Annotated in this window: 18 protein-coding genes and 1 pseudogene; 13 read left to right on the top strand and 6 right to left on the bottom strand. The window is 56.5% G+C overall.

The genetic code is table 11. The features are described from left to right. Positions 1 to 130 precede the first annotated feature (130 nt). Entirely contained in the window at positions 131 to 1,267 is a 1,137-nt protein-coding gene (locus ACSIPU_RS24940; RefSeq protein ID WP_032729194.1) for a hypothetical protein, read from the top strand. Here the strand turns inward: ACSIPU_RS24940 and ACSIPU_RS24945 are convergent. After that, positions 1,242 to 3,674 (bottom strand): bifunctional aspartate kinase/homoserine dehydrogenase II, encoded by a 2,433-nt coding sequence (locus ACSIPU_RS24945; protein ID WP_004107549.1) that lies wholly within the window; start codon positions 3,672 to 3,674, stop codon positions 1,242 to 1,244. The two genes, ACSIPU_RS24940 and ACSIPU_RS24945, sit on opposite strands and share 26 nt — an antisense overlap. A gap of 2 nt (positions 3,675 to 3,676) precedes the next feature. Then, positions 3,677 to 4,837, bottom strand: a complete 1,161-nt coding sequence (metB, locus tag ACSIPU_RS24950) for a cystathionine gamma-synthase (protein WP_004107548.1) — start codon at positions 4,835 to 4,837, stop codon at positions 3,677 to 3,679. 265 nt (positions 4,838 to 5,102) lie between these two features. On the opposite strand from metB, the gene metJ reads away from it, so the two are divergent. The 3 genes and pseudogenes from metJ (at position 5,103) to ACSIPU_RS24965 (ending at position 6,545) form a co-directional block, all read left to right on the top strand. Continuing rightward, positions 5,103 to 5,420, top strand: a complete 318-nt coding sequence (gene metJ / locus ACSIPU_RS24955; RefSeq protein ID WP_004107547.1) for a met regulon transcriptional regulator MetJ — start codon at positions 5,103 to 5,105, stop codon at positions 5,418 to 5,420. A gap of 64 nt (positions 5,421 to 5,484) precedes the next feature. Then, a pseudogene (locus tag ACSIPU_RS24960) lies at positions 5,485 to 5,873 on the top strand (YiiX/YebB-like N1pC/P60 family cysteine hydrolase). 6 nt (positions 5,874 to 5,879) lie between these two features. Continuing rightward, entirely contained in the window at positions 5,880 to 6,545 is a 666-nt protein-coding gene (locus ACSIPU_RS24965; protein ID WP_023321850.1) for a TIGR02117 family protein, read from the top strand. 43 nt (positions 6,546 to 6,588) lie between these two features. Here the strand turns inward: ACSIPU_RS24965 and rpmE are convergent, their stop codons facing one another. Next, positions 6,589 to 6,804, bottom strand: a complete 216-nt coding sequence (gene rpmE / locus ACSIPU_RS24970) for a 50S ribosomal protein L31 (protein ID WP_004107543.1) — start codon at positions 6,802 to 6,804, stop codon at positions 6,589 to 6,591. A 230-nt stretch (positions 6,805 to 7,034) separates the two neighbouring features. On the opposite strand from rpmE, the gene priA reads away from it, so the two are divergent. The 7 genes from priA to rraA all read left to right on the top strand — a co-directional run bounded on the left by priA (position 7,035) and on the right by rraA (position 15,144). Further along, the gene (priA, locus tag ACSIPU_RS24975; protein WP_196558204.1) at positions 7,035 to 9,230 is read left to right on the top strand and encodes a primosomal protein N'; all 2,196 of its coding nucleotides are present in this window, start codon (positions 7,035 to 7,037) and stop codon (positions 9,228 to 9,230) included. Between the two features lie 150 nt (positions 9,231 to 9,380). After that, positions 9,381 to 10,409, top strand: a complete 1,029-nt coding sequence (gene cytR, locus ACSIPU_RS24980; RefSeq protein WP_004107539.1) for a DNA-binding transcriptional regulator CytR — start codon at positions 9,381 to 9,383, stop codon at positions 10,407 to 10,409. A 91-nt stretch (positions 10,410 to 10,500) separates the two neighbouring features. Then, positions 10,501 to 11,469 (top strand): cell division protein FtsN, encoded by a 969-nt coding sequence (gene ftsN, locus ACSIPU_RS24985; protein ID WP_071530263.1) that lies wholly within the window; start codon positions 10,501 to 10,503, stop codon positions 11,467 to 11,469. A gap of 91 nt (positions 11,470 to 11,560) precedes the next feature. Beyond that, complete coding sequence (hslV, locus tag ACSIPU_RS24990; RefSeq protein ID WP_004107530.1) at positions 11,561 to 12,091, top strand: ATP-dependent protease subunit HslV; 531 nt, start codon at positions 11,561 to 11,563, stop codon at positions 12,089 to 12,091. Positions 12,092 to 12,100: 9 nt separating this feature from the next. Continuing rightward, on the top strand, positions 12,101 to 13,435 hold the full coding sequence (hslU, locus tag ACSIPU_RS24995) for an HslU--HslV peptidase ATPase subunit (RefSeq protein ID WP_004107529.1): 1,335 nt from the start codon (positions 12,101 to 12,103) through the stop codon (positions 13,433 to 13,435). 204 nt (positions 13,436 to 13,639) lie between these two features. Beyond that, on the top strand, positions 13,640 to 14,566 hold the full coding sequence (gene menA / locus ACSIPU_RS25000) for a 1,4-dihydroxy-2-naphthoate polyprenyltransferase (protein ID WP_004107525.1): 927 nt from the start codon (positions 13,640 to 13,642) through the stop codon (positions 14,564 to 14,566). Positions 14,567 to 14,658: 92 nt separating this feature from the next. Then, entirely contained in the window at positions 14,659 to 15,144 is a 486-nt protein-coding gene (rraA, locus tag ACSIPU_RS25005) for a ribonuclease E activity regulator RraA (RefSeq protein ID WP_004107523.1), read from the top strand. 60 nt (positions 15,145 to 15,204) lie between these two features. On the opposite strand, the gene pfkA is transcribed toward rraA, so the two are convergent. The 3 genes from pfkA to cpxP form a co-directional block, all read right to left on the bottom strand. Then, the gene (pfkA, locus tag ACSIPU_RS25010) at positions 15,205 to 16,167 is read right to left on the bottom strand and encodes a 6-phosphofructokinase (RefSeq protein ID WP_004107521.1); all 963 of its coding nucleotides are present in this window, start codon (positions 16,165 to 16,167) and stop codon (positions 15,205 to 15,207) included. Between the two features lie 202 nt (positions 16,168 to 16,369). Then, entirely contained in the window at positions 16,370 to 17,266 is an 897-nt protein-coding gene (fieF, locus tag ACSIPU_RS25015; protein WP_004107519.1) for a CDF family cation-efflux transporter FieF, read from the bottom strand. Positions 17,267 to 17,416: 150 nt separating this feature from the next. Further along, a complete protein-coding gene (gene cpxP, locus ACSIPU_RS25020; RefSeq protein ID WP_004107516.1) occupies positions 17,417 to 17,920 on the bottom strand; it encodes a cell-envelope stress modulator CpxP in 504 nt (167 codons plus the stop codon). A 149-nt stretch (positions 17,921 to 18,069) separates the two neighbouring features. Between cpxP and cpxR the strand changes: the two genes are divergently transcribed. Further along, a complete protein-coding gene (gene cpxR, locus ACSIPU_RS25025; RefSeq protein ID WP_004107514.1) occupies positions 18,070 to 18,768 on the top strand; it encodes an envelope stress response regulator transcription factor CpxR in 699 nt (232 codons plus the stop codon). Continuing rightward, positions 18,765 to 20,138, top strand: a complete 1,374-nt coding sequence (gene cpxA, locus ACSIPU_RS25030) for an envelope stress sensor histidine kinase CpxA (protein WP_004107505.1) — start codon at positions 18,765 to 18,767, stop codon at positions 20,136 to 20,138. The genes cpxR and cpxA overlap by 4 nt, the downstream gene beginning before the upstream one ends. Positions 20,139 to 20,223 lie beyond the last annotated feature (85 nt).

Below are 20,223 nucleotides of genomic sequence, written 5' to 3' on the forward strand. Positions count from 1 at the left end.
CTTTCAGAGAGGTCAAGAAGCGCTAAGTTACGTTCTGAAAGACTTTTTTATGTGAGAGTATTCACATTTGTATGCAACCTGAGCAGGGCAAAATTAACGACCTGCAAAAATCGTTGGTGCTGGCCCGCTCGTGGAGACTCTTTTTACCATTAACGCCTGTAAAACCTACGGTTGCCGTAACCTGGGTTTATCCTCTGCGGCCGACTACCGTTTTCCGGACTATCGGCTGGGTTATCCCGCGCTGTACTGCGCAGCCTGCGGCAGCTATCCACCGCTGTTTAATGATGATGAGTTCCGACCCTGGCTGGCCGCCTATCTGACGGATAACGCCCGGCGCTCTGGCTATTTTTGCCCGGCCTGTTATCGGCGAGATATAATTCGCTATGGCTACAATCCGAAGGGAACCCAGCGGCTTCAGTGCCGCCGCTGTGAAAAAGTCTGGACGCCAAAACATCACCATAGCCCGGTAATGGAGTACCCGCAGCATATCTGCAGCGTACCGTTGATTGTGCCGTTTCAGGGCCATGAGGCCGGGCAGAAACTCTATCTCTTACTCAGCTTCGACGCCGTACGCGGCAATGTTCTCCATCTTTCGTCGAACTTCACGCCTTTTCCGGTTGGCGCATCACTACGCTATCGCTGGCGGGGAAGAGAAGCGCCTCAGGGCATTGCGGGCGATATCGTTCAGCGAATCTCTCAGACCGAAGCGGGCTTTTTACAGCGCAGTCAATTCGATGAGATACAGTACGGCAGCGCCGCGCCAAAGCGTCATTCTCGCGGCGCCATTCTGCGCCCGGTCATCGCCGCACACGGTCATTTCAAGCTGCTCAGCCGTCGTTTTCCAGCGATAAAAACGCACATCATTGCTCATGAATGTTTTTTACGCGGTGCGGCGATCGTTGCCTGGGCGCCTCTGTTTCGCCAGCGGAAAGGAGAGCTGTGGTATGTGGAGGAAGAGATAAACAACCCCGCCAGTTCGGCACCGTGGCGGCTGCAGGGCAAAACGCATCATGGCTGGTGGCAAAATCCGTGGCAGCTCTGGACGCAGGGAGAGAACCGAAAAATGGTCTGCCAGCTTGCCGGAACGCCGGACGAGAACGCCTCGCCCCCTGACCTCGCGGCCAGCCGACGCTTCACAACCTGGCTGGAAAAGAGACCCGAGTTCACGCAAAGCGCCCTGTTTTCAGCAGGGCGGGTGACGCAAATACTGGTCTCATTGGCTCAAGAGTATAACGCGACGCTTACAGCAGCTGCGCCAGACGATTGATATCCGACTGTATCGCCCCGGCGGTCACATCGCGACCAGCGCCCGGGCCGCGGATCACCAGCGGGTTATCGCGATACCAGCGGCTCTCAATGGCAAAGACGTTATCACACGGCAGCAGCGCCGCCAGCGGGTGCTCTTCGCGCACCGCTTCCACGCCGACGCGAGCTTTACCGTTGGCGTCAAAACGCGCCACGTAGCGCAGCACCAGCCCCATCTCGCGCGCTGCTTCCAGACGCTGCAGCATCTGGTCGTTCAGCGCTTCACCGTTCTCGAAGAAGTGATCCACCGAACCTTCTTCACAGTGGGCGGGCACCAGCGATTCTACGCGCACCTGATCCGGCTCGATGTCGTAGCCCGCTTCTCGTGCCAGGATCACCAGCTTACGCATGACGTCTTTCCCGGAAAGATCGACGCGCGGGTCCGGTTCCGTCAGCCCCTGCTGCCAGGCCTGATCGACCAGATCAGTAAACGGTACGGTGCCGTCAAACTGCAGGAACAGCCACGAGAGAGTGCCGGAGAAAATACCGCTCAGCGCCAAAATGGTATCGCCGCTATCAATCAAATCGCGCACCGTATGGTTGACCGGCAGACCGGCGCCGACGGTGGCGTTGTACAGCCAGTGGCGCCCGGTTTTCTCGAACGCATCGTGGATCTGGCGATATTTACTGCTGCTACTGGCGCCAGCCAGCTTATTCGCGCTGATAACGTGGAAGCCATGGCTGGCAAAATCGAGGTACTGATCGGCCAGCTGCTCGCTGGCGGTTACATCCAGCACCACTAAATCATCATACGGATGCGCGCGCATCCATAAGAACAACGACTCTTCATCCTGCTCAACGGCCTCATCATTAAAGAAAGCCAGCGCGCGACTGGCGTCTAGCCCTTCATAATTGAGCAGACTGCGGCGGCTATCCACGACGCCGGCAAGGATGAATTCAAACCCGGTGCGGGCGGAAAGCGTGGTCTGCTCGCGAGCAAACAGCTCCAGCCAGCGGGAACCAATGTTGCCTTTACCAAACAGTATCAGACCAATGCGTTTTTCCGCGCGGAACAGCGACTGATGCAGGCCCTGGATAAGGCTTTCTGTCGGCCCGGCGCGCAGCACCGCGACCAGGCTAATCCCCTCTTCTGATTGCCAGGTGAACTCTACCGGCTGGCCTTTTAGCTGCTGCCAGAAGCGGTGGCAGTGCAGCGGGTTACGGGTCACGCCAGCGCCGACCATCGCCACCAGCGCCAGCTTCTGACGCAGGCGCAGCTCGCCCGGCAACCCCGCTTCGTCGAGCAGCTTCAGGGCGCTGTCGGCGACTTCAGAGGTGTAGCAGAACTGCAGCAGCTTACGGTCGGCATGTACGCCAACCGCCAGTGGACGCAGCTGAGCGCGTTTTAAAATCGCGTCCAGCTCTTTATGCGCCAGTTTGAAATCCTGGCCGCCGGGCACCTGGAACTCAATCAGGCAGACATCATCATGGCTGGTAACGATTCGCGCGCCGGTACCGGAAGCCAGTACGCGTTCGATGCGCGTAGAGCCCTGATCCGGGGTGTAGCTACAGCGTAATTGTAAATCGATATCGCTGCCGGAAACCGGCTGCAGCGTACGGGCGTGCAGTACCGGAGCCGCCAGACGGGCCAGTTCGCTGGCTTCATCAAGACGCAGCAGCGGTAACAGGCAGGCATCTTTCACTTTGCGCGGATCCGCGCTGTAGACCCCGGCCACGTCGCTCCAGATAGTGACGCGGGACGCCCCGGCCAGCGCGCCGATCTGGGTGGCGGAATAGTCGGAACCGTTACGCCCGAGCAGTACGGTTTCCCCGGCGTTGTTACGCGAGATAAAGCCGGTTACAACCAGGCGTTTATTCGGATGCTGCGCTATCAGCTGCTGCAAAAGCGGATAGGATAAACCTTCATCCACCTGCGGCTGTGGGGAGCGCTCGGCGCGTAAGAAGCTACGCGCATCCAGCCAGGCGGCTTCTACGCCCAGGTGATTCAACACCGCCGCCATCAGGCGGGCCGACCAGATTTCGCCGTGGCCGACGACTTCGGCATAGACCGCGTCCGTTACGCCGCCATCAAGCAGCCCGGCAAGGCGTTCAAGATCCAGAATAAACGTGGCGATTAGCGCGTCGGCAGCGTCCGGAGCAAGCAGTCCGGAAATCAGCTCCATCTGATAACGACGAAGCGATTGTTGCACCTGATGCGCAGAGAGGCGATCGGTCTGGCTGAGCTTCAGCCAGCTGATCAACTGGTTGGTGGTACTGCCGGCGGCGGAGACGACCATCATATCGCCCGCCTGCGAATACTCCGTCATGATACCCGCGACGCGCAGGTAACATTTCGCATCCGCTAAACTACTCCCACCAAATTTGTGCAGCTGACGACCCTTCGCCCCTGCCTGCGCAATCACACTCATGTTTATTCCTCGTTTGCTGCCCGGAAGCCATTTTCCAGGTCGGCAATTAAATCTTCACCATCTTCAATACCGGTCGAAATACGCAGAAGCGTTTCTGAGATCCCGGCGGCCGCACGCGCTTCAGGCGCCATGCCCGCATGGGTCATCGTCGCGGCGTGAGAAATCAGGCTTTCCACGCCGCCCAGCGATTCCGCCAGCGTAAACAGCGATAACCCGCTCAGGAAACGACGCAGCGTCTGCTCATCGCCATCCAGCTCGAAGCTTAACATCGCCCCAAAGCCTTTTTGCTGACGCGCCGCAATCTCATGCCCCTGGTTTTCCGGCAGGGACGGATGGTACAGTTTTTTCACCAGCGGCTGGGTTTTCAGGTAGTCGACAATCGCCAGCGCGTTGCGCTGCGCCACTTCCATACGCGGAGAAAGCGTACGTAAACCACGCAGCAGCAGATAGCTATCAAACGCCCCGCCGGTGACGCCGATATTATTCGCCCACCATGCCAGTTCGGTGACGGTCGCCGGATCTTTGGCGATAACCACCCCGGCCACCACATCAGAATGACCGTTCAAATATTTGGTGCATGAATGCAACACCAGATCGGCGCCCAGCGCCAGCGGATTCTGCAAAGCCGGGCTCAGGAAGGTGTTATCAACCACGCTGACCGCTCCAGCCTCACGCGCCAGACCGCAGATTTTCGCAATATCCACAACTCTCAGCAATGGATTACTTGGGCTTTCGACCAGAACCAGCTTCGGTTTTTCCGCCAGTGCGGCGCGCAGCGCCTGTTCGTCATTCTGATCGACAAACAGCACGCGATAGCAGCCACGCTTCGCCAGGCTATCAAACAGACGGTAGCTGCCGCCGTAGCAGTCGTGAGGCGCCACCAGCAGATCGCCCGGTTTCAGGAAGACGGTAGTCACCAGCAGAATTGCCGACATCCCGGTATTCGTCAGGACCGCTCCTGCGCCGCCCTCCAGCTCCGCCAGCGCGCGCTGCACAACATCACGTGTCGGATTACCGCGACGAGAGTAGTCGTGGGCGCGCGGTTCGTTAAATCCGGTGAAGTTATAGGTGCTGGAAAGATGAATGGGCGGGACAACGCAACCGTACTGCTCGTCGTCATTTAAACCGCTACGCACTGCGATGGTGGCCTGTTTACGCGTCATGTTGGGGAGTTCCTGGCTGAGTCGGTGAAAAGTCAGGTGTCAGAGTAATCATTGTTATAATAGACGTCAATACATCTGGACATCTAAACTTCTTTGCGTATAGATTGAGCAAACCGGAAATAGCCGTTAAAATTATATGCATTAGCGCACATCCGTGGCGGCTTGTTTGGTGTCAGACGCGCCCCTCTACGGTAAACTACGCGCAATTATGGCCGGGACCCACGTTCAGGCCCTTAACTAATGAATAGAGGATTAAAGGTAACTCATGGCTGAATGGAGCGGCGAATATATCAGCCCATACGCTGAGCACGGTAAGAAGAGTGAACAAGTAAAAAAAATTACGGTTTCCATTCCTCTGAAGGTGTTAAAAATCCTCACCGATGAACGCACGCGTCGTCAGGTGAACAACCTGCGTCACGCGACTAACAGCGAACTGCTGTGCGAAGCGTTCCTGCATGCCTTTACCGGTCAACCGTTGCCTAACGATGAAGACCTGCGTAAAGAGCGCAGCGATGAAATCCCGGAAGCGGCAAAAGAGATTATGCGCGAACTGGGCATCGACCCGGATACGTGGGAATACTAAAATCACTCAGGGCGGCGGGGTAAACCAGCCGCTCTTTTTAGTTGGATAACAAGGATGTTATGCCATGAAATACTGCGTACTGGCGCTGAGCCTGGCGTCGGCCTTTCCGGCGCACGCCTGGGTGCCGCAAACCGGCGATATCGTTTTTCAAATCTCCCGCCTATCGCAAAGCAAAGCCATTCAGCTGGCGACCCATTCCGCTTACAGCCACACCGGTATGGTGGTGATCAGTAATAAAAAACCTTACGTCTTTGAAGCCATCGGGCCCGTGGTTTACACGCCGCTGCAAAAGCTGAGCGAGTTCGACCTCGGATCGCCGCTCGTTCGTGCCAGACTCAGAGAGCGTTACGGTCAGGCGATCCCGATGGACGAAACCGTCATCTCGCCGCAGGCGCTATTTGACGCGCCGCAGCTGGGAACCGTTGAAAAAACTGGCCTCTGTTCCCGAGGTAATTGATCGTGAAAAATCTGCTTGTTGCCTGGATAGTCTTCCTGCTTTACGGCTGCGCCACCTATCCTCAGGCCATCAAACCGATGCCAGAAAAACCGTCGTCCGGGCCAGAAATCTATCTCGTCAATCACGGCTGGCACACCGGGATCATCCTGGCCGCCAATGACGTGAACAAAATTCTGCCGCAGCTTAAAGTACGCTTTCCTCAGCGGGAACAGTGGTATGAGATCGGCTGGGGCGATAAAGGTTTTTATCAATCGCAGGAGATAACCACCCGACTTACGCTGCAGGCTATGTTCTGGTCATCCGGCGCGGTAATGCACGTAGTCGCCTTTTCAGGAGCGCCCGAAAGCTATTTTTCCGCAAGCGCAATGACGGCATTAAGCCTTACCCCGGGCCAGAATAATAGCCTGCTGCGCTACATCGGTCGCAGCTTTGCCCGTAATGAACGAGGGGAGCTGATACCGTTGAAAAAAGGGATCTACGGCGACAGCCAGTTTTACGCAGCAAACGGCCGCTACGGGATATTTAATACCTGTAATAAATGGACGGCAAAGGGACTGGAAAGCGCGGGAATGGCCATGAACACTTCGTTAAAACTGACGGCGGGAAGCGTGATGAAGGCGGTAGAAGAGAATAAAAGCTGTCTGAATCGATACTGCTATCCTCTGTAAAGCAGAGACAAAAAAGCCGCCCTGAGGCGGCTTCTTCAGCAAATTACTTGCTGGTACCCGGTACGCTGAAACGCTTGTTGAAGCGGTCAACACGACCACCGGTAGCAACATCACGCTGTTTGCCAGTGTAGAACGGGTGGCATTTACCGCACACGTCGAGGTTCAGGTCGTGACCTACGGTAGAACGGATTTTCATGACGTTACCGCAAGAGCAGGAAGCAGTAACTTCTTCGTATTTCGGATGAATATCTTTTTTCATGGGAGAACCTCAGTTAAGGCCGCGTCGCTCTTCCAGCCCTAACGCCAGACACCACGCGATGTTAATAATTCCCGGAGCGATTACACTACCGGGTAATAGATTTTGATGCTGCACGAAGCACATCAAAGGCGGCGAATCATACAGAATTTGACCAGCATATGCAAACTGATCCGCGAGCCCTTATCACAATGTGTATACTAACCCGCCAGATTTCAAGTCAGGAAGATTAAATGCCCGTCGCTCATGTTGCCCTGCCCGTTCCGCTGCCCCGCACTTTTGACTATTTGCTGCCTGAAGGTATGCCGGTCAAAGCGGGCTGTCGCGTGCGCGTTCCGTTCGGCAAGCAGGAGCGGATAGGTATCGTGACGGCAGTCAGCGAACGCAGCGAGCTGCCGCTTGACGAACTCAAGCCGGTGGCCGAAGTTCTTGATGCCGAGCCGGTCTTCTCCTCTTCAGTCTGGCGGCTGCTGCTGTGGGCGGCGGACTATTACCACCACCCCATCGGCGATGTTCTGTTTCACGCGCTACCGATCATGCTGCGCCAGGGGAAGCCCGCCAGCGCGGCGCCAATGTGGTACTGGTTTGCCACCGAACAGGGGCAAGCGGTTGATATCAACAGCCTTAAGCGCTCGCGCAAACAGCAGCAGGCGCTGGCGGCGCTGCGTCAGGGAAAAATCTGGCGCCATCAGGTTGCCGAACTGGAATTTAACGATGCCGCGCTGCAGGCGCTGCGGGGTAAAGGCCTTGCCGAACTCGCCAGCGAAGCGCCCGCTATCACCGACTGGCGAACAGGCTTCTCGGTGCCCGGAGAGCGCCTGCGGCTTAATACCGAACAGGCCACCGCCGTTGGCGCGATTCATAGCGCCTCGGACCGTTTTTCCGCCTGGCTGCTGGCCGGGATCACCGGCTCCGGCAAAACGGAAGTTTATCTGAGCGTCCTTGAAAACGTGCTGTCGCAGGGGCGCCAGGCGCTGGTAATGGTGCCGGAAATCGGCCTGACGCCGCAGACAATCGCCCGTTTCCGCCACCGTTTTAACGCCCCGGTAGAGGTCCTGCACTCCGGGCTGAACGACAGCGAGCGCCTCTCCGCGTGGCTAAAAGCCAAAAACGGCGAAGCGGCGATTGTGATTGGAACCCGCTCGTCGCTATTTACCCCTTTTAAAGACCTCGGGGTAATCGTGATCGATGAAGAGCACGACAGCTCTTACAAACAGCAGGAGGGCTGGCGCTACCATGCGCGCGATCTGGCGGTCTGGCGCGCCCACAGCGAGCAAATCCCGATCATCCTGGGCACGGCAACCCCGGCGCTGGAAACGCTTCATAACGTCCGCCAGGGCAAGTATCGCCAGCTCAAGCTGACCAGGCGCGCGGGAAATGCGCGGCCGGCTCAACAGCATGTCCTGGATTTAAAAGGCCAGCAGCTGCAGGCCGGGCTGTCCCCGACGCTGATTAGCCGCATGCGCCAGCATCTGCAGGCCGATAACCAGGTCATTCTGTTTTTGAACCGCCGCGGATTCGCGCCGGCGCTGTTGTGCCACGACTGCGGCTGGATAGCAGAGTGCCCGCGCTGCGACAGCTACTACACGCTGCATCAGGCTCAGCATCATCTGCGCTGCCACCACTGCGACAGCCAGCGTCCGATCCCGCGCCAGTGCCCCTCCTGCGGCTCTACGCATCTGGTGCCGGTAGGTTTGGGCACTGAGCAGCTTGAGCAGGCGCTGGGACCGCTGTTCCCCGATATCCCGATTTCCCGTATCGACAGAGATACCACCAGCCGCAAAGGCGCGCTTGAGCAATATCTTGCCGATGTTAATCGCGGCGGCGCGCGCATTCTTATCGGCACACAGATGCTGGCGAAGGGTCACCACTTCCCGGATGTCACCCTGGTTTCCCTGCTGGACGTTGACGGTGCGCTGTTCTCCGCCGATTTCCGCTCGGCGGAACGCTTCGCTCAGCTTTATACCCAGGTATCGGGCCGCGCAGGCCGTGCCGGCAAACAGGGCGAGGTGATCCTGCAGACCCATCATCCTGAACATCCGCTGCTGCAAACGCTCCTCTATAAAGGATACGACGCGTTTGCTGAGCAGGCGCTGGCGGAGCGGCAAAGCATGCAGCTGCCGCCGTGGACCAGCCACGTGCTGATTCGCGCCGAAGACCATAACAATCAGCAGGCGCCGCTCTTTTTACAGCAGTTGCGGAATTTACTGCAGGCCAGCCCGCTGGCGGATAACAAGCTCTGGGTGCTCGGTCCGGTTCCGGCGCTGGCGCCAAAGCGCGGAGGCCGCTGGCGCTGGCAAATACTCCTGCAGCATCCGTCGCGTAGTCAGCTACAGCATATCGTCAGCGGGACGCTGGCGTTGATCAACACGCTGCCGGAAGCGCGAAAAGTGAAATGGGTTCTGGATGTCGATCCTATTGAAGGTTAAGGCTTCTGTTGCGAGGCGGATCGAAAAATTCAACCACCATCACGTTTTTCATGAAAATTCTGTAACTCTCTGGATGTACTATCTGTTAAAAATGTGGCTGATGTCAGAACGCCAGGGATGTGTCTGCGCAAGCCAGCGAGGAGAAAACAGGTGAAGCCCAAAAAACAGATCGTTGCCGCCACCATGAAAGACGTCGCCCAGAAGGCAAACGTCTCCACGGCAACCGTATCCCGAGCGTTAATGAACCCGGATAAGGTTTCGCAGAGCACGCGCAACCGGGTTGAACAGGCCGCGCTTGAAGTCGGCTATTTACCGCAATCGCTCGGGCGCAACATGAAACGCAACGAGTCGCGCACCATTCTGGTGATAGTGCCGGATATCTGCGATCCCTTCTTTAGCGAGATTATTCGCGGCATTGAAGTCACCGCGGCGGAGCAAGAGTATCTGGTACTGATTGGCGATTGCGCCCATCAGAATCGTCAGGAAAAGACCTTTATTGACCTGATTATTACCAAGCAGATCGACGGCATGCTGCTGCTGGGCTCTCGTCTGCCCTTCGATGCGGGCGTAGAAGAACAGCGCAACCTGCCGCCGATGGTCATGGCCAATGAATTCGCTCCCGAGCTGGAACTGCCGACGGTGCATATCGACAACCTCACCGCCGCGTTCAACGCCGTTAACTATCTGCACGAACTGGGGCATCGCCGCATTGGCTGTATCGCCGGTCCGGAAGAGATGCCGTTATGCCATTACCGCCTGCAGGGCTATGTCCAGGCGCTACGCCGGAGCGGAATAACCGTCGATCCGCACTATATCGCCCGCGGTAATTTTACCTATGAAGCCGGCGCCAACGCCCTGGAGCAGTTGCTGACGCTCCCGGAACCACCGACGGCGATTTTCTGCCATAGCGATATCATGGCGCTGGGCGCATTATCGCTGGCGAAGCGTCGCGGCCTGAAAGTTCCTGAAGATCTGTCTATTATTGGTTTTGATAACATCTCTTTGTCTGAATTTTGCGATCCGCCATTGACGACGGTCTCGCAACCACGTTTTGATATTGGCCGCGAAGCGATGCTACTTTTACTGGATCAACTGCACGGCCACAGCGTCAGCAGCGGGTCACGATTGCTCGACTGCGAGCTTATCGTTCGCGGCAGTACGCGCAAAATCCGAACATAATCTTCAGGCTTTCGGGCCTGCTCTTCTGGTCAAAGGCCCGCCGCTTAAGTAACATGGCGGGCTGAAAAACGAATAAGACAGCGAAACGATAGTGGCACAACGAGATTATGTACGCCGCAGCCAACCGGCTTCTTCGCGGCGCAAAAAGAGCAACTCCCGAAGCTCAAGGAACAAGCAAGGCGGCCTTTCGGCGGTTTCACCTGCTATGGTGGCGATCGCCGCGGCGGTGCTGGTGGCCTTTATCGGTGGACTGTACTTCATCACGCACCACAAGAAAGAAGAAGCTGAAGCGCTGCAGAATCGCCAGGCGGCGGGCAATGGCTTGCCGCCGAAGCCCGAAGAACGCTGGCGCTATATTAAAGAGCTGGAGAGTCGCCAGCCCGGCGTCCGCGCGCCTACGGAACCCACGGCAGGCGGTGAAGTCATGAAACCGGAGCAGCTGACGGACGAGCAGCGCCAGCTGTTAGCGCAAATGCAGGCTGATATGCGTCAGCAGCCTACGCAGCTGACCGAGGTGCCGTGGAATGAACAAACCCCGGCGCAGCGCCAGCAAACCCTACAGCGTCAGCGTTTAGCGCAACAGCAGGTGCAGCAACAGCAGTTAGCGCAGGCCCAGACGCAGGTACAGCAACCGCGTACGCAGCCTCGGGCCGTCGAGCAGGCCAAACCGGTACAGCAGCAGCCGAAGCAAACGGCATCGAATCAGCAGCCGTATCAGGATCTGCTGCAAACGCCGGCGCATACCAGCACCGCCCAGCCAAAAACGCAGGCCGCCGCGCCGGTAACCCGCGTTGAAGAAGCGCCTAAAACCGCTACCGCGGAGAAAAAAGACGATCGCAGCTGGATGATCCAGTGCGGGTCCTTTAAAGGCGCAGAGCAGGCGGAGACCGTTCGCGCGCAGCTGGCGTTTGAAGGCTTCGCCTCGCATATCACCACCAATAACGGCTGGAACCGCGTAGTGATTGGGCCGCTGAAGGGCAAAGAAAACGCCAGCAATATGATTGAACGGCTGAAGATGGCCGGACACGCAAACTGCATTCGTCTCGCCGCCAGGGGTTGAAACCCTTAAAAACCCCCCCATCTATAATTGCATTCTGCCCCGCGTAAACCGCGGGGCCCCTATTCCGCTTTTGCAACCAAGGGGTCTGCTCGTGACTACAATTGTAAGTGTTCGCCGTAATGGCCATGTCGTTATTGCCGGTGATGGCCAGGCTACGCTGGGCAACACCGTAATGAAAGGCAACGTGAAAAAAGTGCGCCGCCTGTACAACGACAAAGTGATCGCCGGCTTTGCGGGCGGCACCGCTGACGCCTTCACGCTGTTCGAACTGTTTGAACGTAAGCTGGAAATGCATCAGGGCCATCTGGTGAAAGCCGCCGTTGAGCTGGCGAAAGACTGGCGTACCGACCGCATGCTGCGCAAGCTGGAAGCCTTGCTGGCCGTGGCTGACGAAAACGCATCCCTCATCATCACCGGTAACGGTGACGTGGTGCAGCCAGAAAATGATTTGATTGCTATCGGCTCCGGCGGTCCTTACGCCCAGGCCGCGGCTCGCGCCCTGCTGGAAAATACCGATATGGGCGCACGCGATATCGCAGAGAAAGCGTTGAATATTGCAGGTGATATCTGCATTTATACCAACCACTTCCATACCATCGAAGAATTACCGTCTAAAGCGTAAGGATCTCCCATGTCTGAAATGACCCCACGCGAAATTGTCAGCGAACTGGACAAACACATTATCGGCCAGGACGCAGCCAAGCGCTCCGTCGCCATCGCTCTGCGTAACCGCTGGCGTCGTATGCAGCTCAACGAAGAGCTGCGTCACGAAGTCACGCCAAAAAACATTCTGATGATCGGTCCGACCGGCGTCGGTAAAACAGAAATCGCCCGTCGTCTGGCAAAGCTCGCCAACGCGCCGTTCATCAAGGTGGAAGCCACTAAATTCACCGAAGTGGGCTATGTTGGTAAGGAAGTGGACTCGATTATCCGCGATCTGACCGATGCGGCGATCAAAATGGTACGCATGCAGTCCATCGATAAAAACCGCTACCGTGCCGAAGAGCTGGCGGAAGAGCGCATCCTCGACGTGCTTATCCCACCGGCGAAAAACAACTGGGGCCAGGCTGAACAGCCTCAGGAACCCTCCGCCGCGCGCCAGTCTTTCCGTAAAAAACTGCGCGAAGGGCAGCTCGACGACAAAGAGATTGAGATCGACCTCGCCGCCGCGCCGATGGGCGTAGAAATCATGTCCCCTCCGGGCATGGAAGAGATGACCAGCCAGCTGCAGTCGATGTTCCAGAACCTGGGCGGACAGAAGCAAAAACCGCGTAAGCTGAAAATCAAAGACGCGATGAAGCTGCTGATCGAAGAAGAAGCGGCTAAGCTGGTCAATCCGGAAGAGCTGAAGCAGGATGCCATCGACGCCGTTGAACAGCACGGTATCGTGTTTATCGATGAGATCGACAAAATTTGTAAGCGCGGCGGCAACTCGTCCGGTCCTGATGTCTCTCGTGAAGGCGTACAGCGCGATCTGCTGCCGCTGGTTGAAGGCTGCACCGTTTCCACCAAGCACGGCATGGTGAAAACCGATCACATCCTGTTTATCGCCTCCGGCGCGTTCCAGGTAGCCAGCCCATCCGACCTGATTCCTGAACTACAGGGTCGTCTGCCGATTCGCGTTGAGCTGAAAGCGCTGACCACCCACGACTTCGAACGTATTCTGACCGAGCCGAACGCGTCCATCACCGTACAGTATAAAGCGCTGATGGCCACCGAAGGCGTCAATATCGAATTCACGGATGACGGCATCAAGCGTATCGCGCAGGCTGCCTGGCAGGTCAACGAAACCACCGAGAACATCGGCGCGCGTCGCCTGCATACCGTCCTGGAGCGTCTGATCGAAGATATCTCCTACGATGCCAGCGAAATGAATGGCCAAACCGTCACCATTGATGCGGAATATGTCGGTAAGCATCTGGATGTTCTGGTGGCAGATGAAGATCTGAGTCGTTTTATCTTATAATCCGGTTCAATATATTTTCATCACTATAGATGGGGCTATAGATACCCTAAATAATTCGAGTTGTCGCAAGGCGGCCTTTGGCTGAGTGCCCTCATTTTTCCCGGCAGTGTACCTGAGTACATGGCTGGGTTGAATGAGCGTAGCCAACGCACCTGCAGCTTGACGTATGAAGGGTAGAGCCCCATTTTTTATTGGCCGGGACTTATGACCGAACACGCTATCACTCGCACTCAGGCCTGGCTGGAAAGCCTGCGCCCCAAAACGTTGCCTCTGGCCTTTGCCGCCATTATTGTCGGCTCCGCTCTGGCCTGGCATCAGGGAAGTTTCGATCCCTGGGTTGCCCTGCTGGCAATCATTACCGCCGGTTTACTGCAAATCCTCTCCAATCTGGCCAATGATTATGGCGACGCGGTAAAAGGCAGCGATAAGCCCGACCGTATCGGCCCCCTTCGCGGCATGCAGAAAGGGGCAATTACCCAGGCGCAGATGAAACGCGCGTTGATACTCACCGTAGCGCTGATTTGCCTTTCTGGCCTGGCGCTGCTATTCCTGGCCTGGCAAACCATGGCCGATTTTATCGGTTTTATGGTGCTTGGCGGACTCTCAATCGTTGCTGCAATTACCTATACCGTCGGCACCCGTCCTTACGGCTACATCGGCCTTGGCGATATTTCAGTGCTGATTTTCTTCGGCTGGCTGAGCGTCGTGGGAAGCTGGTATCTTCAGGCGCACAGCGTGGAAGCGGTCATTTTCTTACCCGCCACGGCCTGCGGTTTGCTGGCGACGGCGGTGCTGAATATTAACAATCTGCGTGATATCGACAGCGATCGTGAAAACGGTAAAAACACCCTTGCGGTACGCCTCGGGCCGGTTAACGCTCGTCGCTATCATGCCTGCCTGCTGCTTGGCGCGCTGCTATGCCTGGCGCTGTTTAATCTGATCTCACTGCATAATCCGTGGGGCTGGCTGTTCCTGCTGGCCACCCCGCTGCTGGTTAAGCAGGCGCGTTATGTCATGCGCGAGCGCGATCCGGTCGCCATGCGCCCAATGCTGGAAAGAACCGTAAAAGGCGCCCTGTTAACCAACCTGCTGTTTGTTATCGGGATTATTTGCAGCCGACTCGCGGCTTAACTGACAAATATCAATTAACAATTGATGATTTTGCCAACAGCACGATTCACGAGATATACTGAAAATTCTCGCAGCAACTGAACGTTAAGCCTATGAAATACGATACTTCCGAGCTTTGTGACATCTACCAGGAAGATGTCAACGTCGTGGAACCTCTGTTCTCCAACTTTGGGGGGCGCTCGTCGTTTGGTGGACAAATCATCACGGTAAAATGTTTCGAGGATAACGGGTTGCTCTACGATATGCTCGAACAGAACGGTCGTGGCCATGTCCTGTTAGTTGACGGTGGTGGTTCCGTTCGGCGCGCATTGATTGACGCTGACCTGGCGCGTCTGGCCGTACAAAACGAGTGGGAGGGGCTGGTCGTCTATGGCGCAGTGCGTCAGGTTGACGATCTGGAAGATCTGGATATCGGTATCCAGGCGCTGGCCGCCATTCCCGTTGGCGCCGCAGGGGAAGGCATCGGCGAAAGCGACGTTCGCGTCAACTTCGGCGGCGTCACCTTCTTTTCCGGCGACCATCTCTACGCCGATAACACCGGGATCATCCTTTCGGAGGATGCTCTGGATATTGAGTAGCGTGTCCCGCCCATAAAAAAGGCCTTCTCTCTGAGAAGGCCTTTTTGTTGGCGTCTGAGCTTAGTACAGCTTCTTAGCGCAATCCAGCCAGTCGCTTTTAAACGGACGCTTCATGTTTTCGATAGCGTCGATGATGTCGTGGTGAACCAGCTTCTCGTTCTGAATACCGACGCAACGGCCGCCGAATCCCTGCAGCAGCAGGTCAATCGCGTACGCGCCCATGCGGGATGCCAGAATACGGTCATAAGGAACCGGGGAGCCGCCGCGCTGAATGTGGCCCAGTACGGTTGCGCGAGTTTCACGGCCGGTCTCTTTCTCAATATAGTGAGCCAGCTCGTCGACGTCGCACATATGCTCGGTGATCGCCACAATCGCGTGTTTTTTGCCTTTCGCGATACCCGCCTTGATTTCAGCAACCAGATCGTCGCGAGTGTACTCAACCTCAGGAACCATGATGAATTCGCAGCCGCCGGAGATGGCTGCCGCCAGGGTCAGGTCGCCGCAGTAACGGCCCATCACTTCAACAACGGAAATACGCTGGTGAGAGGAAGAAGTATCACGCAGGCGGTCAATAGCCTCAACCACGGTGCTCAGAGCGGTAAAGAAACCGATGGTGTAGTCGGTGCCTTTAATATCGTTGTCGATGGTGCCCGGCAGACCGATGCAAGGGAAGCCCATCTCAGTCAGGCGTACGGCGCCCATATAAGAACCGTCACCGCCGATGACTACCAGCGCATCGAGGCCGCGCTTTCTCATATTTTCAATCGCGACGGCGCGAATATGTTCTTCGCGGAATTCTGGAAAACGCGCCGAACCCAGGAAGGTGCCGCCGCGGTTGATCATATCGGAAACGCTGTAGCGGTCGAGCTGAACCATGCGATCTTCATACAGGCCGAGGTAACCGTCATAGATTCCAAAAACTTCCAGACCTTCCGTTAATGCCGCGCGCACAACGCCGCGAATTGCTGCGTTCATGCCCGGGGCATCACCGCCACTTGTCAACACACCGATTTTCTTAATCATGACTACCTCTGAACTTAGGAAGCAAAAAATAATCCTGTTGCCTGAAGCGCCCCTCACCAGGAGTGCACAACGATAATTGCAATAGTATATCAAACGCTTCTGGCTGAATTGATTCAGGTCAGACCAAATGGCGGTAATTTATACAAATAATGCCGATCCGCCCCACATTTTTACATCGAGTTTACAGATAACAACTTAAAGATCATAAAACACCCTGCTGCGCTAACGGCACCACCGAACAGGGGTCCTGGTGGATAATCACATCGGAACCCGGGAATCGGAGCAACAGCGCCTGCTCCACCTGATCGGCAATCACATGTGCCTGAACCAGCGGGAGATTATCTTCCATTTCCAAATGAATCTGAATAAAGCGAGTCGGCCCTGACTGCCGCGTACGTAGATCGTGCGCCCCGCTGACGCCTGGCCATGCGGTCACGATATTGATAATTTCCTGGCGTTCCTCATCAGGTAACGCGCGGTCTAATAACGACTGAACGGCGTCATAACCCATGCGCAGCGCGCTATATAAAATATAGACGCCTATACCTAATGCAAACAGCGCATCAGCACGATGCCAGCCGTACCATGAGAGAGCCAGCGCCACCAGAATTGCGCCGTTCATCATAACATCAGACTGATAATGAAGCATATCCGCCCGCACCGCCTGACTTTGCGTTTTTCTCACCACCCAGCGCTGAAAGGTCACCAGCACCAGCGTGCTTATCAGCGCAACCAGCGTCACTACCATCCCGACACCCGCCGCGTTCATCGGCTCAGGCCGCACGAGATGCTGAATACCCGTCAAGAACAGAAACAGTGCCGATCCGGAAATAAACATGCTTTGCGCCAGCGCGGCCAGCGATTCCGCCTTGCCGTGACCAAAGGTATGTTCTTCATCGGCGGGTTGTAGCGAATAACGCACCACCAGCAGGTTGGTTAACGAGGCGGCGATATCCACCAGCGAATCAACCAGCGCCGCCAGAATACTCACTGAGCCGGTATACCACCACGCAAAAATCTTAATTAAAAGTAACGCAGAGGCCATCACCGTCGCCGCAATCGCCGCGCGACTCACCAGCTGCCCATAGGATTGATTCATAAACGCTCCTTACTTCGCGATGCGCTTAGTATAACCCGATAATTTACCGCGACGGGGAGCCGGGAAGAGGCTGAATAACAGGCAAAAAAAAACCCCCACATCATGTGGGGGAAGACAGGGATGGTGTCTATGGCAAGGAAAACAGGGTTGTTACTGGGGTTGCAGGGTATTGCTACTACTCGAAAGCATCATCGCTGAGCCTTTTTGCATCCTTGCAACCTCACGCAACTGGTTCATTCGTTGCTGGTGCTTAGCGTTTAAAACCGCTTGCTGCTCTGGCGTTAACAGGTGGTACATCTGGTTGCGAACTTTTGCCATTTCAACCTGGCGGGCAACCTGTTCCTGCGCCATCTTATCTGCCTGAGCGCGTACAGCGTTTTCATCAAAATTTTCTGCGGTGACAAGGCGATGCATTGTCTCCATTTCGCTAACATTAACGGGTGGCCTTTCGTGGCGTGCCCGCTGCATAAGATCTCGTAACTGTTGCCGTTGGTGTTCAGTTAAACTTATGCCGTCAAACATATGGCTCTGGCTGCTGCGCTGGACCCCTTCGTCTCCGGGGAGCCAGTTAACGCTGGTGACGACTTCAGCGGCTTGGCTATATGCACTTAGCGCCAGCGTTGAGGCCATGACGGCAGCGATAACATTGCGCATCACATACTCCCAAAACGTTTGTGTCGCGATTCAACGATAGAGAGTTTACGATGCAGGCTGCAAACATGCGTCAGGGGGTGTAAAACAACGTAAAGTCATGGATTAGCGAGCCTTGATGACGTAATTTCTGCCTCGGAGGTATTTAAACAATGAATAAAATCCTGTTAGTAGATGATGACCGGGAGCTCACCTCCCTGTTAAAAGAGCTGCTCGATATGGAAGGTTTTAATGTGCTCGTAGCCCATGACGGGGAACAGGCGCTGGCCCTTCTGGACGACAGCATCGATTTACTTTTGCTTGATGTGATGATGCCGAAGAAAAACGGTATCGATACACTCAAAGAGTTGCGTCAGACGCACCAGACCCCGGTTATCATGCTAACGGCCCGCGGGAGCGAGCTGGATCGCGTTCTCGGCCTCGAGCTGGGCGCGGACGATTATCTGCCTAAGCCGTTCAACGATCGTGAGCTGGTAGCGCGTATACGCGCTATTCTGCGCCGATCGCACTGGAGCGAGCAGCAGCAGACAACCGAAGCCGGTTCACCGACGCTGGAAGTGGATGCGCTAAGCCTTAACCCCGGTCGCCAGGAAGCCAGCTTCGATGGCGTGACCCTGGAACTGACCGGCACCGAGTTCACCCTGCTCTATCTTCTGGCGCAGCATCTTGGCCAGGTGGTATCGCGTGAACATCTTAGCCAGGAAGTATTAGGTAAACGCCTGACGCCATTCGACCGCGCAATCGATATGCACATCTCCAACCTGCGGCGTAAGCTGCCGGAGCGCAAGGACGGCCATCCGTGGTTTAAAACGCTGCGCGGACGCGGCTATCTGATGGTATCGGCTTCATGATTGGAAGTTTAACCGCACGCATCTTCGCTATTTTCTGGCTCACGCTGGCGCTGGTGTTGATGCTGGTTCTGATGCTGCCCAAGCTGGACTCGCGCCAGATGACCGAGCTGCTGGAGAGCGAGCAACGTCAGGGCATCATGATTGAACAGCACGTCGAGGCCGAACTGGCGAACGATCCGCCGAACGACCTGATGTGGTGGCGTCGTCTGTTTCGCGCTATCGATAAGTGGGCTCCGCCGGGCCAGCGTTTGCTGCTGGTCACCAGCGAGGGTCGCGTCATCGGCGCGGAACGCAACGAAATGCAGATTATCCGCAACTTTATCGGCCAGGCGGATAACGCCGACCATCCGCAGAAAAAACGCTATGGTCGTCTGGAAATGGTCGGGCCTTTTTCCGTCAGGGATGGAGAAGATAACTACCAGCTCTATCTGATTCGCCCTGCTAATACCTCACAATCAGACTTCATCAATCTGCTGTTCGACCGGCCTTTGTTGCTGCTCATCGTCACGATGTTAGTCAGCGCCCCGCTGCTGCTATGGCTGGCGTGGAGCCTGGCGAAACCCGCGCGTAAGCTCAAAAATGCCGCCGATGAAGTCGCCCAGGGCAACCTGCGTCAGCATCCGGAGCTGGAAGCCGGTCCGCAGGAGTTTTTAGCCGCCGGGACCAGTTTTAACCAGATGGTGACCGCGCTGGAGCGCATGATGTCCAGCCAGCATCGTCTGCTGTCCGATATCTCGCACGAACTGCGCACGCCGCTGACCCGCCTGCAGTTAGGCACCGCATTGCTGCGCCGCCGCAGCGGGGAAAGCAAAGAGCTGGAGCGGATTGAGATGGAAGCGCACCGGCTGGATAGCATGATCAACGACCTGCTGGTGATGTCGCGCAATCAGGCGAAAACCGCGCTGGTCAGCGAGACGGTGAAAGCCAACCAGCTGTGGGGCGAGGTGCTGGATAACGCCGCCTTTGAAGCCGAACAGATGGGGAAATCGTTCACCGTCGAGTATCCGCCGGGGCCCTGGCCGCTGTACGGTAACCCCAATGCGCTGGAAAGCGCGCTGGAGAATATCGTGCGTAACGCGCTGCGCTACTCGCATACCAAAATTTCGGTAAGCTTCTCGGTGGATAAAGATGGCATCACGGTTAACGTCGATGATGACGGCCCGGGCGTAAGTCCGGAGGATCGCGAGCAGATTTTCCGTCCGTTCTACCGTACCGATGAGGCGCGCGATCGCGAGTCTGGCGGTACCGGGCTGGGGCTGGCGATTGTCGAAGCGGCAATCCAGCAGCATCGCGGTTGGGTGAAAGCCGACGACAGCCCGCTGGGCGGCTTGCGCTTAACCCTGTGGCTGCCGCTGTACAAGCGTACCTGACTCCCCCGGCCTGCGCTTCGCCAGGCCGGGTTCGAAACGGGTAGCCCGGATAAGGCGCAACGCGCCGCCATCCGGGAACGCGCAC

It is taken from the genome of Klebsiella sp. HN106 (assembly GCF_051209435.1).
Lineage (GTDB): Bacteria > Pseudomonadota > Gammaproteobacteria > Enterobacterales > Enterobacteriaceae > Klebsiella > Klebsiella oxytoca.

Coding starts and splice junctions, on each gene's coding strand:
- ACSIPU_RS24945 (WP_004107549.1), bottom strand. CDS start 3,674: ATGAGTGTGATTGCGCAGGCAGGGGCGAAGGGTCGTCAGCTGCACAAA.
- metB (WP_004107548.1), bottom strand. CDS start 4,837: ATGACGCGTAAACAGGCCACCATCGCAGTGCGTAGCGGTTTAAATGAC.
- metJ (WP_004107547.1), top strand. CDS start 5,103: ATGGCTGAATGGAGCGGCGAATATATCAGCCCATACGCTGAGCACGGT.
- rpmE (WP_004107543.1), bottom strand. CDS start 6,804: ATGAAAAAAGATATTCATCCGAAATACGAAGAAGTTACTGCTTCCTGC.
- priA (WP_196558204.1), top strand. CDS start 7,035: ATGCCCGTCGCTCATGTTGCCCTGCCCGTTCCGCTGCCCCGCACTTTT.
- hslU (WP_004107529.1), top strand. CDS start 12,101: ATGTCTGAAATGACCCCACGCGAAATTGTCAGCGAACTGGACAAACAC.
- menA (WP_004107525.1), top strand. CDS start 13,640: ATGACCGAACACGCTATCACTCGCACTCAGGCCTGGCTGGAAAGCCTG.
- rraA (WP_004107523.1), top strand. CDS start 14,659: ATGAAATACGATACTTCCGAGCTTTGTGACATCTACCAGGAAGATGTC.
- pfkA (WP_004107521.1), bottom strand. CDS start 16,167: ATGATTAAGAAAATCGGTGTGTTGACAAGTGGCGGTGATGCCCCGGGC.
- fieF (WP_004107519.1), bottom strand. CDS start 17,266: ATGAATCAATCCTATGGGCAGCTGGTGAGTCGCGCGGCGATTGCGGCG.
- cpxP (WP_004107516.1), bottom strand. CDS start 17,920: ATGCGCAATGTTATCGCTGCCGTCATGGCCTCAACGCTGGCGCTAAGT.
- cpxR (WP_004107514.1), top strand. CDS start 18,070: ATGAATAAAATCCTGTTAGTAGATGATGACCGGGAGCTCACCTCCCTG.
- cpxA (WP_004107505.1), top strand. CDS start 18,765: ATGATTGGAAGTTTAACCGCACGCATCTTCGCTATTTTCTGGCTCACG.